The sequence below is a fragment of the Tunicatimonas pelagia genome, from assembly GCF_030506325.1.
Lineage (GTDB): Bacteria > Bacteroidota > Bacteroidia > Cytophagales > Cyclobacteriaceae > Tunicatimonas > Tunicatimonas pelagia.
Genome location: NZ_CP120683.1, coordinates 4,364,229 through 4,381,095 on the forward strand (window position 1 = coordinate 4,364,229; position 16,867 = coordinate 4,381,095).

A 16,867-nucleotide genomic window follows, 5' to 3' on the forward strand; every position below is an offset into this window, starting at 1 on the left:
TGAGCTTAAAGATTGTCGTCTAGTTGAAAGGTGAGCGGCATGGTATGTTTGGTGGCTACGGGTTTGCCGTTTACCTGAGCCGGAGCCCACTCGGGCATGGATTTTATCAGCCGGATGGCCTCCTCATCAATATCTTCGCGTACACTTTGCAAAATGCGGATCTGATCGGGGTGGCCTTCCTCATTAATATAAAATTCAACTAGCACACTGCCTTCGGCCTGATCCCGCCGGGCTGCTTCGGGGTATTGTAGGTGGTCGGCAAAGTATTCGTACAAAGCGGGGTAACCTCCTATCGGTTGGGCTTCTTCAAATTGGCTGGTAGCTTTCGCCGGTGTTTTTGCTTTAGGTTTTGAAGGTAAAGCTTCCGTATTCAGGGTGGAAGAAGTTTTTCTTTCTGGTAATGGCACCGCCTGAATTTGGGACGTAAAGCCTTCATTCCGGAGTGGATTCTCTGGGCCAGATAGCTGCGGAGGAAGCGCAGTAACTTTGGTAGGCAGATCGGCGACCTGAGGCGCATCAATCCAGTAGATGATTCCCCAACCGGCCAACCCCAATCCCATCGCTATTATGGCTCCGTACAACCATCGGCGGTAGTTAGAGCGAGTTTGCTGGGCTTGTTGATACTGGATCAGAAGCTGGTCAAAATCTTGCCACTGGGCCGGATCAGAAGGAGGGCGATCGTTAAACATACAGCGATACGTTAATTTCATGATACTGGTATTTACATTTCCAACTGTTTGCGAAGTTTAGCCAGCAGTCGGTAGGTTCTTACTTTGGCATTGTTCTCGGTAATGTTGAGAATGAAGCTGATTTCCCGGAAAGGCTTTTGTTCAAAGAAGCGAAGCTCTAAAAGTTGTACTTCCTCCAGACGAAGCGTGTTGATAGCTGCAATTAAGTGATCTCGCCACTTCTCCAGATAATCTGGTGAATATTCCTCTTCACTCTTTAGCTCAGCCAGTAGATTTTCGTCGATAACAATTTTGCGAACATGCTTCGTGTTACGAAAAAACTGCATCACTTCATTGTGAGCAATGCGGTAGAGCCACGACAGAAAAGGAGCTTTAGTGATTTTGTACTTCTTCAGATGAAGCAGCGCACTAAGAAATACCTGAGAGGTAATATCGGCGGCTACGCTTTCATTATCTACCCGTCGGTACACAAACAAAAAGATAGGCCGATGATACTTTTCGTACAACGGACGAAATGCCTGCGGATCTCGCTGAGCTTCTCGAATATGCTGTTCCTCTTCGATAATGAATGATGGTTAGTGAATAATGCCGACGTAACGCGGACTGATGACTTGTAATAAATCATTCATTAATCATTAGTCATCAATCATTCATTAGAATACCAAACCTTGGAAAAGATACAGCCTCAGGCGAAATTTTTTATCGAAGCACGAGTGAGGCTACGTTTTCTACGTGGTGGGTATGCGGAAACATATCGACGGGTTGCAATTTATCCACCCGATATTTTTCGTGCAGTAGCGCAATATCTCGAGCCTGAGTAGCTGGATTACAACTTACGTAAACGATACGGGGAGCACCTACTTCTAGTAATTGCTTCACTACATCGGCGTGCATCCCTACCCGGGGCGGGTCCGTAATAATTACGTCGGGCCGACCGTGTTGCTGAAGAAACTCCGAGTTCAGCAAATCCCGCATGTCTCCGGCGAAAAAATCGGTATTGCTCACATTGTTAATCTGCGAGTTCACTTTAGCATCTTGGGTAGCGGTTTCTACGTACTCCACGCCAATTACTTTTTTTGCTTGGGCAGCAACAAAATTGGCAATAGTGCCAGTACCGGAGTACAAATCATACACCACTTCTTCGCCACTCAACTGAGCAAAATTGCGCGTAACCCGGTACAACTGATACGCCTGCTCAGAATTTGTCTGGTAGAATGACTGGGCACTTACCCGGAACTGCAAGCCTTCCATTTGCTCGGTAATGTACGATTGCCCGGCAAACAAGGTCACCTCTAAGTCGTGAAAAGTATCGTTCATTTTCCGATTGATTACGTACTGTAGTGAAGTAATCATTGGAAATTTCTCCCGCAAATGATTCAATAGCCCATCAATTGCCTCAGGGGCGTTATCTGCATCGCGACCAAACTGTACCATTACCATAAGCTCACCAGTGTTGGCCGTACGAATCATCAGTGTACGCAGCACTCCGGTATGCTGTCGCATGTTGTAGTACGGCAACCCCTGTTCTTTGGCGTACTGGTCAACCGCCATACGAATATCATTAGAAGGGTCAGCCTGTAAATGGCAGTGCTCAATCGGCAGAATTTTCTCAAAACTACCCGGAATATGAAAGCCTAATGCTCGCTTATCGAGCTCTTCACCCGAAGCTATTTCTTCGCGGGTAAACCAGCGTTGGTCAGAGAAAGCAAACTCCAGCTTGTTGCGGTAGTAGCGCGTATTTTGAGAAGGCAGAATAGGTGCAACCTCGGGAAAAGGTATTTTACCAATACGCTCAAACTGATCAATCACTTGCTGACGCTTGTAGACTAACTGCTGCTCGTAGGGGATGTGCTGCCACTTGCAGCCCCCGCAAATACTAAAATGAGCACAAAACGGCTCGGTACGCTGGGGCGAATACTGATGAAAGGTAATGGCTTTGCCCTCCCAAAATTTTTTGCGGGCTTTGGTTACTTTAATATCAACTACATCGCCGGGGGCAGTGTAGGGCACAAACACGGCTCTTCCATTGGCGTGAACCACACATTTTCCTTCCGCCGCCATCCGCTCAATGGTTATATTCTCTAGTAGGGGTAATTTATCTCTTCTTGCCATAGCGTGAGCAAAGGTACGCTATTTGTACTATCTGATTAGCTGATTAAGATAATTGTAAGTAGTCCGACTAACTTTTTAGGGAAAATAAGTATCTTTAGCATTGAGGGAAGTAAAAATTACGGTTTTTACAGGTGTTAGACTTAACCTTTGGCGAATGAAGAAGTGTCTACTAAGCTTGCTCCTTTGCTTTGTTTTTCTCAAAACAATAGAGGCGAGCCACATTGTGGGAGGAGAGTTTGAATTACGGCATATTGATGGTTTTCAGTATCAGTTGAACCTAATTCAGTACTTTGACGATGTAAATGGCGATCCGGATGCGGAAGATCTGGTGGCGGAAGTACATATTTTTCGGAAGAGCGACAATGCCTTTATGACGGCCGTTCAACTCAGAAACGTCGGTTCCGAGTTTGTTGATTATACCAACCCAGAGTGTACCATTCCCGAGCTTTCTACCCGAAAAATCTTGTATACGGAAAGCATCACGCTTCCCGCCGACCGATACAACGACCCGGAAGGCTACTACATAGTGTACGAACGCTGTTGCCGTAACAATCTTATTGATAACATTGCCCCTTCGGTGAAAGAACGATCTGGTCAAACCTTTTACCTGGAATTTCCACCGGTGGTTAAAAATGGCCGCCCCTTCGTAGATACCACCCCCATTTTATTTCCACCCTTGAGCGACTACGCGGTTATCAATAATCCGTTTTATTTCGATTTTTCAGGAAACGATCCTGACGGAGATTCGCTGGTGTATTCTCTAACGCACCCCCTGAATAGCTCTTTAACCGACCGCGGGCTTCCGCCACCCACTCCGGCTCCGCATCCGCTGGTTGACCTAGCCGACGGGTATACGCTTAGCAACATCATTGCTGGAACTCCGCCCTTACGCATTAGTCAGGAAGGGCTGCTTACTGTAACTCCTTCAGAGCTTGGCTTGTTTGTATTTGCTATTAAAGTAGAGGAGTTTCGCGATGGCGAAAAAATTGGGGAGGTAAGACGAGATTTTCAGATGTTTGTAGTAGACGCTGACCCTGGCGAAACGCCCCGAGTGCAGGCTAAGGTAAAGGGAAATTCCAACTTTTATGAGGAAGGTAATATTATAAACTTTGGTTTGGAAGACGAAAAGTGCCTGGAACTTTTTATTACCGATGCTGATCCGGAAGAAGTAATTACCGTAGAGGCAAAAGGAGTAAATTTTGACCAGGATATTCAAGACCTAATCTCTACCAAGTTAAGCATTCTGAACGGCTCTACCGACACACTTAAACTAGATTTTTGTCTGCCCGATTGCCCCTACGTGCGCGGCCCTATGCTAATTGATATCATTGCTTACGATGATGCCTGTAGTGTGCCGCTGCGCGATACACTTCGGCTCACGGTAGAAGTAGAGGGACCACAAAACAGCGATCCGGTTATTGTCGGAAATCCCAACGTACTCAATGTAGATCTTAATGTAGGTGAAAACTACGAACTGGAAATTCAGGGGTTAGATGAGGATGATGATTTGCTGGTGCTAACTGCCGAAGGCGATGGTTTTAGTTTACAGGACTTGGGCATTGAGCTGCAAGAACGGCTGCTAGTGCCCGGCGAAGTCCGCAAGGTGCTGACTTGGACTCCTGACTGTTCGGCATTCGATTTTCGTTCCCAGAATGAGTTTACGGTACTGGTAGAACTAGACGATCTAAGCGAGTGTCAGCTAGGCGAGCCTGATCGGCTACAAATTCGCTTTCGGGTGAACTTACCGGATAACAATCGCCCAAAAATAACCCTAGATGGCCTGGAAGAAACTGAGGTAACTGTGCGAATTAATGAGCTACTAGCGTTTGATGTACTGGCCGAAGATGTTGATAACGATCTGCTCGATCTACGCGCCATTGGCGACGGATTTGATTTGGCTGACTACGCTATCAACTTTCCGGGTAACACAGGTATTCGGAACATTAGCTCGCCCTTTAGTTGGCGACTTTCCTGCAACAATATTGATTTGGCCGAACGCAGCTCGTTTGATATTATTTTCCTTTCTACCGACCAAACCGGTTGTAGCGATCCGGCGACCGACTCACTTCGCATCCGTATTAATGTACTACCGCCCGACAATGAAGCCCCTACCGTTTTTATACAAAACATTGAATCGGATACCGTGCGGGCTGCGGTGGGTTTTCCGGTAGTGCTCGATGTGGTGGGTGCCGATGAAAATCAATCAGACATTCTAACCCTTCGCTTAGCCGAAGTTACCCTCGATGGGGAGCCAATTGACCTGGAAGTAGTAAATTTCCAATTTAACAACGCTCGCGCCCGAGGCAGGGTACAGTCGCGTTTTTTCTGGAACCCTGATTGTTTCTTACTACCCCCTGATTTTGAGGAAGCTACTTTTGAACTCATGTTTACGATAGAAGACGATCAGTGCTTCAACAGTAAGAACGATACTACTACCGTAACGTTGGAGCTAGGCGTAGCCCCGCTCAATTTTGATGAATTTGAACCTCGCAATGCTTTCACCCCCAATGGTGATGGCACCGGAGATTTTTTCCACCTAAATTTCTGTAACGAAATTAGTAGAGACTGTGATCTGCCCCTAGGCACTTGCGCTAACCAGTTTCAACGTATCGAGGTTTTCAATCGGTGGGGAAAATTAGTCTACCAATCCAGTGATCCTAACTTTCAGTGGTACGCTCAAGACATGGCTCCGGGGCCTTATTTCTATTTGGTGTATTACTCCCGAGAAGTGTTTAAGGAAAGGGTGTACATCTATTCTCCGGATACTGAGTAATCTATGAATCCACTAGATAGACTAAGCGAAGTCGGACTAAAACTTCCTAAGGTGTCTAACCCAGGTGGCAACTATGTTTCAGTAAACGTTAGGAACAATATTGCCTACGTTGCAATTCAATTTCCAATTTTGGATGAGAAATACTTGTACACGGGACGTCTGGGAAATGAACTGACGACTAACGAAGGTTACGAAGCTATGAAATTGTGTGCTATGAATGTACTGGCGCAGATAGATAGGAAAGTTGGCTTTGATTATTTGATTGGGCTAAATCATGTTGATGCGTATTATCAAGCGGGTGATAATTGGGACGACTCGCCAAGAGTTGTGGACGGTGCTTCTGACTTATTTATAGATGTTTTAGGAGATAAAGGGCGACACTCAAGGGCAATATTCGGTGTTGAGAAACTACCTAGAAATTTCAGTGTCGGATTAACTACAACATTTACGATTTCTGCTGAGTCATAAGAATTGTTTCAATAAAGAGTAGAATAACTACTCAAACCGCAACGACTCAATCGGGTCAAGCTTAGACGCTTTGTAGGCAGGGTAGTATCCGGAAAAGATACCGACACCAATACAAATTACAAGTGCGCTCAAAATCCAGACCCAGGGTACAATAAACTGACCTACATCCATAAACTGGGCTACGATGTTGCCTATTCCCATTCCAAGTAATACTCCGACTATTCCTCCAATCTGGCAAATCACAATGGCTTCCATCAGGAATTGCTGACGGATGCGCTGCGGAGTAGCTCCTAGGGCTTTACGAACCCCAATTTCGCGAGTGCGCTCGGTGACTGAAACCATCATAATATTCATTAGCGCAATGGAGGCACCCAACAGAGTAATTAGTCCGATGGAAAATCCACCAATCCGCAGGTAACCAGTAATTTCACCTAGTTCTTCGCTCAGCGATTTTTTTTCTTCAAGTTCAAAGGAAAGCTCACTACCAATAGGATCCTGACGAATAGCTTGCATCATGCTGGTAGCCTCGCCCATGGCTACATCTATCTGATTACCAGCCGTAACCGAGACAGTAATCGTATACCTTAGCGTACTGCTAGTAGCCAATTGCCGTCCTTTACTTAGCGGGATGATAACTTTTCTATCGACATTTCCACCCGGCCCCGAACCCACCTCTTCCAATACGCCAATAATCTTAAAAGGTGATCCTAGCAGGGAGATAGTCTGATTTATTGGGTTTGCCTGGGCATCAAACAGAGCATCTACGATATTAGCTCCTACAATAACCACATTAGTACCTTTTTCTACCTCAAGACGCGAGAAGTTACGTCCGCTCTGCAAGCGATATCCCTCGATGCCTAAATAGTATTCGTCGGTACCTTCTACCTGAATGTTAGGATTGGTTTTGTTAGAACCCCGTTTAACTTCTGCTCCCCCGGTAACCCGAGTTCGAACCGACACTTGTGCCGGAAAGTTGTAGCGTTTAACAAAAGATCTTACATCATTGTAGCGAATAGGTGGGTAGCTTTTCTCAGTACGCCCTTGCTGACTACGACGGTTCCCTCCTCGCTTCTCCTTAATGGTAAACGAATTAACGCCTAAGCTAGCAAAACTGTCGTCTACTGAGGCCTGAATACCATCGATAGCTGTTAAAATACCCACTAGAGCGGTAATGCCCAGCGCAATAATCAAAGCAGTGAGGGTAGTTCGCAGCAAATTATCTTTAATCGCCTTCAGGCTTTCTTGTATATTATTAATTAGATTCATAAAGAACAGTACATACGTAAGATAAATTTGGCAAACTATCGATAGCTGATTTATATTGTTCGCAATTTTTCTGTACTTTCAAAATAATACCTCGCCGATAATATTCCGCATTTTTTGGCAATAAATCGTAAGGATTACTCATTAAAATAGTAACAGGATAGCTTATGAATATGAAATTTGTGTTAACCGGCTTATTGTTGGCGTTTATCTGTGGGTGCGCTCAGGCATCCTACATTTTGCTCCCGATGGATCAAGTGCAATCCAACCACCTAAAAGCCTACGGAATTGCTTACTGGGTGTTGCAGCAGGACGGAGAAGTTGACTGGCTGCTAAACTACCGAGGCGGAAGTTTCGCCAGCAAGCACTACCAGAAGCTAGAGAACGAATGCGTGATTCGGGGAGTGAGTTACGAAGTAATCTCTGATGCCCAGTACAATCAAATTATCAGCGTAATTGCCAGCCCATCATCTAACAAAGACTTGATGAAACTGGAGAAGCACCCAAAAATTGCGGTCTATTCTCCTAAAAGTAAACAACCTTGGGATGATGCTGTAACCTTAGCATTAACTTATGCCGAAATTCCTTACGAAGTATTGTTTGACGATGAGGTAATGTACGGTAAACTACCCGAGTACGATTGGTTGCATCTGCACCACGAGGATTTTACCGGGCAGTACGGAAAGTTCTACCGAATTTACCGGAACGCACCCTGGTACATTGAACGGCAGCGTAAGTACGAAGAAACCGCTCATGAGCATGGGTTCGATAAAGTTTCTCAACTGAAGCTGGGCGTAGTGAAGAAGATTCGTGATTTTGTTTCCGGGGGCGGCTTTATGTTTGCTATGTGCTCGGCTACCGATACTTACGATATTGCCCTGGCGGCTGATGGGGTAGATATTTGCGGCCCGATGTACGACGGCGATAATGCTGATCCTAACGCTCAGGAGAAACTGAAGTTCGATAATACTTTTGCTTTCCAAGATTTTCAGATTGTTTACAATCCTTACGAGTACGAATACTCCAATATTGATGTTGATCCGCGCTCGCGGGGCTTAAGTCAGGATAATGATTTCTTTAATCTGTTCGAGTTTTCGGCTAAGTGGGACCCAATCCCGACCATGCTTACTCAGAACCACGAGCGAATTGTAAAAGGATTTATGGGGCAGACCACCGCCTTTCGCAAAAGCCTAATTCGCCCCGATGTAGTAGTACTGGGTGAAACCAAGTCAGCCGGAGAGGCGAAGTACATCCACGGCGTGTTCGGCAAAGGGTTCTGGACATTCTACGGCGGGCACGACCCCGAAGACTACCAGCACCGGGTAGGCGAGGCTCCCACTGATTTAAATCTCCACCCCAACTCCCCGGGGTACCGGCTTATTCTGAACAATATCTTATTCCCCGCGGCGAAGAAAAAGAAGCAGAAGACATAATGGTAGGCTAATGAAAATATTACCTGACTACCAGCGTCTGACAATTCAGTACCCTTCTACAATTATTGTAAAGCGTTTGATCGGAATCAGCCGAACGATTGATCTGGATAACGATCTAGCCTATTGGGAAGAAAAGCTACGAATAAACAGAGGGCAGCGTAGTCGTATATTATTACTAAATTCAACCAAGGGATACGTAACCTATTCAGATAGCAATAACTTAGAGAAATATGAGCGACTTTACCACCTACTAAAAAATAGATGTCCAGCACTAGAAGCTCGTTAGAATCACTATCTCTCTACATATACAATTTTCTTCGTCTCGAGGAAATCCTCATTAAAAAACTTAGAAAGTTCGTAAAGGCGATACGGTAGGTTCGTTTCTTTCAACTCATCGGTAAGATCTCCCCCCTTCAAGGCAATTAGCCCGTTGGGGAGAGAATGATTTGATTCATCTTTCATTTTTCGGCGACACCAGTGAAGGAGCACACTCAAGCGAGCTACGGCTCTGGTTACAATAAAGTCATAACTGCCCTTTACTTTTTCGGCTCGGATGTGTTCCGCTGAGACATTTTTTAGTGCCAATGAATCAGCTACGGCTTTCACTACATTAATTTTCTTGCCAATAGAATCTACTAAGTGAAACTGCGTTTCTGGAAATAAGATAGCCAGCGGAATGCCCGGAAAGCCACCGCCAGTACCAACATCCAGCACTTTAGCTCCTGAATTAAACGAAACCACCTTGGTAATAGCCAGTGAGTGAAGCACGTGGTGCAGATAAATGTTCTCAATATCTCTCCGAGAGATGACGTTGATTTTTTCGTTCCAATTTTGGTACAATGGAGCAAGTTCCGCCAACTGCTGTTTTTGACGATCTGTCAGATCAGGAAAGTAGGCAAAAATCCGGTCAAGCTGCTGAGAAGATGTCATGGAAATGAATGATTAATGACGAATGAATAGTGATTAATTATTACTCATTCATCATCACTCATTATTCATTATATATGTTCTTTCTTATTTTTCACTAATTCGTACATCAGTTCGCGGGCGCGGTGGAGCTGGGCTTTTACGGTGCCAAGCGGAGCATCCAGTTCCTTGGCAATTTCGTCATAAGAGAATTCTTGGAAGTAGCGAAGCTTCACCAAACGTTGATACTTGGGCGGTAGTTTGGTTACAAAAGCACGTACTAGCTCCTTTTTCTGTTCTTTAATCGCTTCTTCTTGGGGATCGAGGTTATTGTCTTCCACATCAATATTTACCGCATCGCCGTTGTCATCCTTGAATGAGGTATTCAGGCTCAGCGTTTCCAGCTTTTTCTTCCGAATAAAGTCAATAGCGTTGTTAGTAGCAATCCGAAACAGCCAAGTACTGAAGGTATAGTCTTTCTTGAAACGATGTAGGCTTTTGAATGCTTTGGCAAAGGCTTCAATGGTCAGATCTTCCGCATCGTCCACATTACGCACCATTTTCAGTACCATATGATAGACCGGTTTCTTATAGCGACGCATCAGTTCCGCGTAGGCTTGCTCGTCATTCTTTTTGGTAGCCTCGTCAATTAGTCTAAAATCTTCTAACGCCTTTTTGGAAAAATCCTTTTTTATTTCCATCGGATATGTTTTGAAAGTAGGGCAATGGGGCCAATGCTCATATAGTAAATAACGTATAAAAAATCGAATATTGGCAGCATATGTAAGGGAATTGAATCATTCAACTTATTGGCAGTACTGCGAAAAGCCAAAGCCATCATCCCCCAGCGTACTAGCAAGCTAAGTACGGCCACCATCCACGCTCCGGTAAACAATAAAAATAAGCACACTAACCAGAATCCGATCGTTGTTACTGAAAATACCCCCAACCACCGTTTGTCCTGCTTTTTATAGTATTTGCCTACGCTCAGATGGCGAATTTTCTGCCGGATATACGCTCGCCAGCTCGTTTTAGGAACCGAAACCATCTGGCTTTCCACATGAATAGCGATGGTCGTATTCCTGCCGGTTGCGTGCCGATTTACAAAAATATCGTCATCTCCCCCAGTAAGGTGCCAAAATCCTCGGAAACCTCCACTCTCTAAGAAAAACAATTTTCGGTACGCTAAGTTCCGGCCAACCCCCATATACGGATAACCTTTCAGGGCGGCACCTAAGTACATCATGCCTGTGTGCAGCGTTTCGTAACGAATAAACCCATTTAATAATCCGGGCTGAGTTTGATAAGGAGAGTATCCTAATACAAATTCGTGCTCAGCTGCCCAAGACTGAATCATGCTACGCACCCAGAAAGGACTGGAAGGGCGACAGTCGGCATCAGTTAGTAGTAGGTGCGGGTAGCGGGCGGCTCGTATTCCCAAGGTTAGGGCGTATTTTTTACCTCCCACATGCTCAGGATGATCGCGCAACCAAACAATTTTTAGGTTGCTATGCTGCTCTTTTTGGGCTAATAAAAAATCCAAACTGCCGTCGTATGAAGTATCTTCTACTACGACGATTTCATAAGTAGGATATTGTTGCTGATATAGTAGTGGCAATAGAATTTTCAGGTTATTTATTTCGTTATGAGCACAGACAATGATGGAAACAGAAGGTTGCTTAGCGGTATTTGAAGTGGAAGGGTGATAGTTTCTCCAAATTGAATAGAGCGTATAGTACCAATATAATTGAAAAGCCCAAGTGGCAACAAAAACAAGCACAGCAACCCACTCCATAAATTTATTGGACTTAGCAATTTTGGAACATAATTTGTAGATTTAAACAAAAGCACAAAACTACTCCTTCCTTTGTTTTATGACAAATAGCTCAATCCGAGGCTAGACTAAGATGCTAACCTTGGTTAATTAAAATAAGGTTAGCAAAATTTTAGTACCGTGACAATAGATTTCTTTCTGGTAGCCATCATTATCCTCTTTGTTCAATATACAGGAGTGTACCTTTTTATTCGGCTGGGTAGCCGGTGGGCTCAGCAGCGTTCAGTGCTGTTCTATATTACCGCCGCACTGGTGGGCACATTGGGGTTTAGTTTGATTTTTTCGTTATACAAATGGCACTTTGGATTCACCTTCGTTAGTGCCGACTATGAATTTGCCCGAAATTGCTTAGGCTTGCTTACTTTCTTAATGATCGGCAAAATATACGGCATGATGCCGGTAGAATTTCTGGTTCGTCATTTACCGATTCATCTTAATTGATTTACCGCTTTCTGCTCTATAAGTTAGCTATCAGCTAAGGCTGCTACCAATGCATCGGCTCCTTGCTTCAAATCTTCCCAGGGAGCATTTAGTGCTGGGACAAAGCGAATAGTATCTTTCCCTACGGCACTAGCAATTACTCCATGTTTCAGCATTCGTTCGGCTACTGGGCGAGCGGGTTGATTAAGTTTTGCTCCAATCATCAGTCCCATACCGCTTACTTGTGTAATTGCTGGATGTTTGGCAGAAAGTTCGCAGAGATACCCCATCAGTTGAGAGCCCGAAACTTCGGCTTGCTGAGCTAGATTTTCTTCTTTAATTACCGCTAAGGTGGCTAGAGCGGTAGCACAGGCCAGCGGATTACCTCCAAAAGTAGACCCATGATCGCCTTTATTTAAAGCATCCGCAATTTTCTGAACACATAGCGTGGCTCCAATCGGGAAACCACTACCCAGTGCTTTAGCCATGGTGATCACGTCTGGTTTTACGCCAAATCGCTGCCACGCCATAGCTTTACCCGTACGCCCCACTCCACACTGAATTTCATCAAAGATCAGTACAATATTATGTTCATCGCACCACTGGCGCACTGCTTGGAGAAACTCCAGTTGGGCTACTCGTATGCCTTCGGCCCACTGCACTGGCTCTACCAATACAGCGGTCGCATCATCGGAGTAAGCCTTTTCTAAAGCCTCGATATCGTTGTAGGGAATCTTTACAAAACCAGATGGAATAGGTTCATATCCTTCCTGGTATTTGGGACTACCTGCTGCTGCCGTAGCCAACGTTCTTCCGTGAAAAGCTCCTTCAAACGTAATAATCGTTCCGCCCCGGTCGTGAGCGTGGGCGTACTTTCGCGCAATTTTAACTGCTCCTTCTACCGCTTCGGCCCCGGAGTTAGATAGAAATATCCGATCCATACCCGAAAACTGAGCAAGCGTTTGCGTAAGCTCAGCCTGCGGTTCGGTCAGTAACAAGTTAGAAACGTGCATCAATTGCCCCGCTTGCTGCCGAATAGCTTCCACTACCTTAGGATGGCAGTGGCCTACGCTGGTTACGGCAATACCCGCCAGCATATCCACGTATTCTTTACCATCAGTATCCCACAACCGACTACCCTCGCCCTTTGCCAGCGTAATCGGGTAACGGTTGAAAACGGGTAGGTAGTATTGTTGGTCGAGTTCGGTGAGGTTCATAGAAACTGGGAGTTAGGGGTTAGGTTTTGTGAATTAAACGGAGCCGGGAGACCGGAGTCCGAAGACCGGAAAATAGGATAGAGTATAATTGAACGAATACGAACTTTCCTGGTTGGTCTGTACATCTTCCCCGTCTTCGGTTTCCGGTCTCCGACTATGGGGCTAAACGTTGAATTTGCCACTGGTCATCCGTAAGTTGGTAGTATATGCGATCGTGCAAACGGCTGGGGCGACCTTGCCAGAACTCGATAGATAGTGGGCTGACTGCGTATCCTCCCCAGTGCGGAGGGCGCGGCACTTCTTGGTTAGCAAACTTTTCGGTAAACTGGGTCTTGCGTTGGTCAAGTACTTCCCGATTCTCAATGGGTTCGCTCTGGGGAGAAACCCACGCGCCAATTTGACTTGCCCTCGGACGACTATGAAAATATTCTGTTGAAGTAACCTCATCTACTTTGGCGATAGTCCCCGCAATACGAACCTGACGTTCTAACTCAGCCCAGAAGAACGTGAGAGCTACGTTAGGGTTCTTCTCCATCTCATCTCCCTTCCGGCTTTGGTAGTTGGTGTAGAAGATAAATTGGGGGCGGTATCCCGTTTGGCTTTCTATTCCTTTCAACAAAACTATTCTTCCGGAAGGCCTACCCTCAGAGTCCGCCGTTGCTAGGTGCATAGCGTTAGGTTCCGGTAGTTGCGCGTTACGGGCTTCTTCAAACCATTGGTGGAACTGCTCAACGGGGTCAGAAGCAGCATCAGATATATCAAGAGATTTCTGAGAATATTCCTGTCGCATATCGGCAATAGAGGCACTCATAATTGTTTCTTTTAGAAAGGTGGGGCGTCTTCCGAAGGGGGCACCGGAGAATCGCTGTCAGAATCATTTTTCTTAAAATCGGGGTTATTCGCCTTGCTGGTGTAGGTGATAATGTTAGATGAGTCATTAAACTCCTGACCACCACTGGCACTTACCAGTGAACTTCCGTAGTTGGTGTTGCCCATCGGGTCGTCCAGATTGGTAAAGCGAGTGTATTTTCCAATAAACTTCAGGTTGACCGTATCGAGTGCCCCGTTCCGGTGTTTAGCAATCATTACTTCCCCTACGCCTTGCACCGACTGCCCTTCTTCGTTTTCGGTAAGCCCGTAGTACTCAGGACGGTACAGAAACATCACCATGTCAGCATCCTGCTCGATTGATCCACTTTCACGAAGGTCAGATAACTGCGGACGTTTGTCGCCGCCCCGGGTTTCTACCGCCCGGCTTAACTGCGAGAGGGCAATTACCGGAACATTCAGCTCTTTGGCCAAATTCTTCATCGCTCGCGAGATGGAGGCAATTTCCTGCTCTCGATTTCCGCCACTATTTTTGGAAGAGTCACCCGACATGAGTTGAAGATAATCCACCACAATCAGTTCAATATCGTTTTGGGCTTTCAGACGGCGGCATTTGGAGCGCAACTCCCGGATAGACAAAGCTGGGGTGTCGTCAATGAAAATAGGAGCCTCAGTTAAAGAGGCCGTTTTACTGTATAACTGCTGCCATTCATGATCCAGCAGATTTCCTTTTTTAATTTTTTCACTCTCCAGTTCGGCTTCCGCACTAATCAGACGATTCACCAACTGTACCGACGACATTTCCAGCGAAAAAATAGCTACCGAATGCTTGAAATCAACCGCTGCATTTCGCAGTGCCGAGAGAATGAAGGCCGTTTTTCCCATGCCCGGCCGCGCAGCGATAATAACCAAGTCGGACCGCTGCCAACCGGAGGTGAGCCGATCGAGTACGGTGAATCCGGTAGGTACTCCGGTTAAGCCATCTTTGCGGAGTTTTTTAGCTTCTAGCTCACTCAGTGCTTCGCGCATCATGGAGCGCATATCGGCGTAATTTTTTCGGATGTTGGCTTCCGATACGCTGAAGATGCGCTGTTCCATTTTGTCGAGCAGCGAAAATGTATCGGTCGTATCTTCGTAGGCCTCTTGCTGAATTTCGGCCGCAATGGTGATAAGCTCTCGCTTGATGGCCATTTCGGACACAATACGAGCATGGTACTCAATATTAGCGGCTGAGCTTACCCGCTGGGTCAATCCACTAATCTCAAAAGCTCCCCCGGCTAAGTCTAGCGTACCGTTTTTACGAAGCTGACTGGTAACGGTGAGGATGTCTACCGGCTCAGATTTATCAAAAAGTTCAAGAATAGCTTTGTATATCTCTTGGTGGGCTTCCCGGTAAAAGCTTTCTACCTGGAGAATCTCAATAACGGTAGTAAGAGCATCTTTCTCCAGCATGAGGGCACCCAGCACGGCCTCTTCCAGGTCAACGGCCTGCGGCTGTACTTTCCCGGTAGCCGCGTTGTTCTCCAGAATCTTACGCATCCGGTTTCGGGTGTAATCGCCACTTCTTGCTGAAAAGTCACGACGGTTCTCGTTAGACGACGTTCCGCTATTTCGGGAGTTTCCGTTACCAGGCCCGGTAGTATTCATAGATATTGGTTAGCGATTTTCATTTAGAACGTCTACCGCCGTAGCGGTAATCTCATAAGTTATAAAAAATAGCCTAAGCACCCAACCACTTTCAGGATTTCCTTTTCTGATTCGGGGGCTGCAAACATACTAAAAAGTCAGCCCAAAATTTATAGATTAGGCTGACTAAAATTAAGAAGCTGCGCTCTATAATGAAGTGACCGTTCTCATGGGTGAGGCTGATTTTCTGATGCTCAGTTGATTACGATTTACAGACTGAGCAGTGCCTCGAGAAAACTCATGTTGCTATTTTTTTCTTTTACCATAAACAGCGGAATGTTGGTATGGTATGCGAGCAGTCGCTCCGCTACACTACCCAGTAAGATAGAAGCCGCGGCGGTGCGCCCTCGGGAGCCAATAATCATGAGATCTACGTCTTTCTGCTGGGCGAAGCCAAAAAGCTCATCATCAATTTTGGTATCTTCACTTAGCTGGTAACGCATTTCGCAAATGTTTTTGTCTAAATTGTGGTTGTCAAAAAACTTCTTAGATTCTTTTTTGGCGTTCTCTTCCATAATCTGGCTAAAATCCTCGTAGCTTTTACCCGTCTTAGAATAACCCTTTGGAATTTGATAAACATGGTGTCCGTAGATTGTTACATCTTTCCCCTCTTCAGTAAATTTAATCGCCTGTGAAAGTGCCCTCTGGGCATGGTCGGAGAAATCGAGAGCAACCGCAATTTTATCAATTTTTATGTCAGCCCCCTCCGGTACGAAAAGCACGGAGCAAGTACTAATCTCAGCTACTTTACGGAGTTTTGGCTTTCTAGGAAACCCATCAGGTTTTCCCAAAATAATTAGGTCAGCATCTTTCTGTTTTCCGTAGCGGATTAGCTCATCAGTAGGGTTGCCCTGAAGCACATCAATGGATACTTGCGTATGCTCTCCGTGAGGAAAATAATCATCTACAAGGTGTTGCATTTCGTGCTGAATGGTTTCGTCTACCGGCGCCAATACCTGACGATACTCCTCAGCTAAGTCGTCGGGTAAATCGAGCGTTTCAGCTACATGAACGAAGTAAACCGAGTCAGCATCCATAATACGACTTACGATAGATGCGTAGCGTACCACTTCTTCGTCTAATTCCGTCAGATTTACCGCAACTACGATGCGTTTTAATTCATACATACAAAAAAATTATAGATTGTAAGCTAAACCAGCTAATGTGCTGCCTAAATTATGAATAATGCTGACGAACGGCAATTATCAGCCAGACACTTTCTATTTGAAGAGCCATTT

At 45.6% G+C, this 16,867-nt stretch carries 16 protein-coding genes; 5 read left to right on the forward strand and 11 right to left on the reverse strand.

Features of this window, described 5'->3' with window-relative positions:
• Positions 1–5 precede the first annotated feature (5 nt).
• The 3 genes from P0M28_RS18760 to rlmD form a co-directional block, all read right to left on the reverse strand.
• Positions 6–710: an energy transducer TonB gene (locus P0M28_RS18760; protein WP_302204210.1), complete on the reverse strand. Its 705-nt coding sequence runs from the start codon at positions 708–710 to the stop codon at positions 6–8.
• 11 nt (positions 711–721) lie between these two features.
• Positions 722–1,195, reverse strand: coding sequence for an RNA polymerase sigma factor (locus tag P0M28_RS18765; protein WP_302204212.1), 474 nt, complete (start codon positions 1,193–1,195; stop codon positions 722–724).
• A 193-nt stretch (positions 1,196–1,388) separates the two neighbouring features.
• Positions 1,389–2,801, reverse strand: a complete 1,413-nt coding sequence (gene rlmD / locus P0M28_RS18770; RefSeq protein WP_302204213.1) for a 23S rRNA (uracil(1939)-C(5))-methyltransferase RlmD — start codon at positions 2,799–2,801, stop codon at positions 1,389–1,391.
• Positions 2,802–2,955: 154 nt separating this feature from the next.
• Between rlmD and P0M28_RS18775 the strand changes: the two genes are divergently transcribed.
• Entirely contained in the window at positions 2,956–5,574 is a 2,619-nt protein-coding gene (locus P0M28_RS18775; RefSeq protein WP_302204215.1) for a T9SS type B sorting domain-containing protein, read from the forward strand.
• 3 nt (positions 5,575–5,577) lie between these two features.
• Complete coding sequence (locus P0M28_RS18780; protein WP_302204216.1) at positions 5,578–6,042, forward strand: RidA family protein; 465 nt, start codon at positions 5,578–5,580, stop codon at positions 6,040–6,042.
• Positions 6,043–6,069: 27 nt separating this feature from the next.
• Here the strand turns inward: P0M28_RS18780 and P0M28_RS18785 are convergent, their stop codons facing one another.
• Positions 6,070–7,308: an ABC transporter permease gene (locus P0M28_RS18785; protein WP_302204217.1), complete on the reverse strand. Its 1,239-nt coding sequence runs from the start codon at positions 7,306–7,308 to the stop codon at positions 6,070–6,072.
• Positions 7,309–7,472: 164 nt separating this feature from the next.
• On the opposite strand from P0M28_RS18785, the gene P0M28_RS18790 reads away from it, so the two are divergent.
• Both P0M28_RS18790 and P0M28_RS18795 read left to right on the forward strand, forming a co-directional pair.
• Positions 7,473–8,738 carry an asparagine synthetase B gene (locus P0M28_RS18790; RefSeq protein WP_302204218.1) on the forward strand — a complete coding sequence of 422 codons (1,266 nt, stop codon included), beginning with the start codon at positions 7,473–7,475 and terminating at the stop codon, positions 8,736–8,738.
• 10 nt (positions 8,739–8,748) lie between these two features.
• On the forward strand, positions 8,749–9,024 hold the full coding sequence (locus P0M28_RS18795; RefSeq protein WP_302204219.1) for a hypothetical protein: 276 nt from the start codon (positions 8,749–8,751) through the stop codon (positions 9,022–9,024).
• Between the two features lie 5 nt (positions 9,025–9,029).
• Here P0M28_RS18795 and rsmG read toward each other — a convergent pair whose 3' ends face one another.
• The 3 genes from rsmG to P0M28_RS18810 form a co-directional block, all read right to left on the reverse strand.
• Entirely contained in the window at positions 9,030–9,668 is a 639-nt protein-coding gene (gene rsmG, locus P0M28_RS18800; RefSeq protein WP_302204220.1) for a 16S rRNA (guanine(527)-N(7))-methyltransferase RsmG, read from the reverse strand.
• 68 nt (positions 9,669–9,736) lie between these two features.
• Positions 9,737–10,345 carry an RNA polymerase sigma factor gene (locus P0M28_RS18805; RefSeq protein ID WP_302204221.1) on the reverse strand — a complete coding sequence of 203 codons (609 nt, stop codon included), beginning with the start codon at positions 10,343–10,345 and terminating at the stop codon, positions 9,737–9,739.
• Entirely contained in the window at positions 10,336–11,439 is a 1,104-nt protein-coding gene (locus tag P0M28_RS18810) for a glycosyltransferase (RefSeq protein WP_302204222.1), read from the reverse strand. The genes P0M28_RS18805 and P0M28_RS18810 overlap by 10 nt, the downstream gene beginning before the upstream one ends.
• A 159-nt stretch (positions 11,440–11,598) precedes the next feature.
• On the opposite strand from P0M28_RS18810, the gene P0M28_RS18815 reads away from it, so the two are divergent.
• Complete coding sequence (locus P0M28_RS18815) at positions 11,599–11,919, forward strand: hypothetical protein (RefSeq protein ID WP_302204223.1); 321 nt, start codon at positions 11,599–11,601, stop codon at positions 11,917–11,919.
• 23 nt (positions 11,920–11,942) lie between these two features.
• Here P0M28_RS18815 and P0M28_RS18820 read toward each other — a convergent pair whose 3' ends face one another.
• From P0M28_RS18820 to P0M28_RS18835, 4 genes are all read right to left on the reverse strand, one after another.
• Positions 11,943–13,115, reverse strand: a complete 1,173-nt coding sequence (locus P0M28_RS18820) for an aspartate aminotransferase family protein (protein WP_302204225.1) — start codon at positions 13,113–13,115, stop codon at positions 11,943–11,945.
• A 154-nt stretch (positions 13,116–13,269) separates the two neighbouring features.
• Positions 13,270–13,926: a pyridoxamine 5'-phosphate oxidase gene (gene pdxH / locus P0M28_RS18825; protein ID WP_302204226.1), complete on the reverse strand. Its 657-nt coding sequence runs from the start codon at positions 13,924–13,926 to the stop codon at positions 13,270–13,272.
• A gap of 11 nt (positions 13,927–13,937) precedes the next feature.
• Positions 13,938–15,482 carry a replicative DNA helicase gene (dnaB, locus tag P0M28_RS18830; protein ID WP_302210921.1) on the reverse strand — a complete coding sequence of 515 codons (1,545 nt, stop codon included), beginning with the start codon at positions 15,480–15,482 and terminating at the stop codon, positions 13,938–13,940.
• Positions 15,483–15,838: 356 nt separating this feature from the next.
• Entirely contained in the window at positions 15,839–16,756 is a 918-nt protein-coding gene (locus tag P0M28_RS18835) for a universal stress protein (protein WP_302204227.1), read from the reverse strand.
• Positions 16,757–16,867 lie beyond the last annotated feature (111 nt).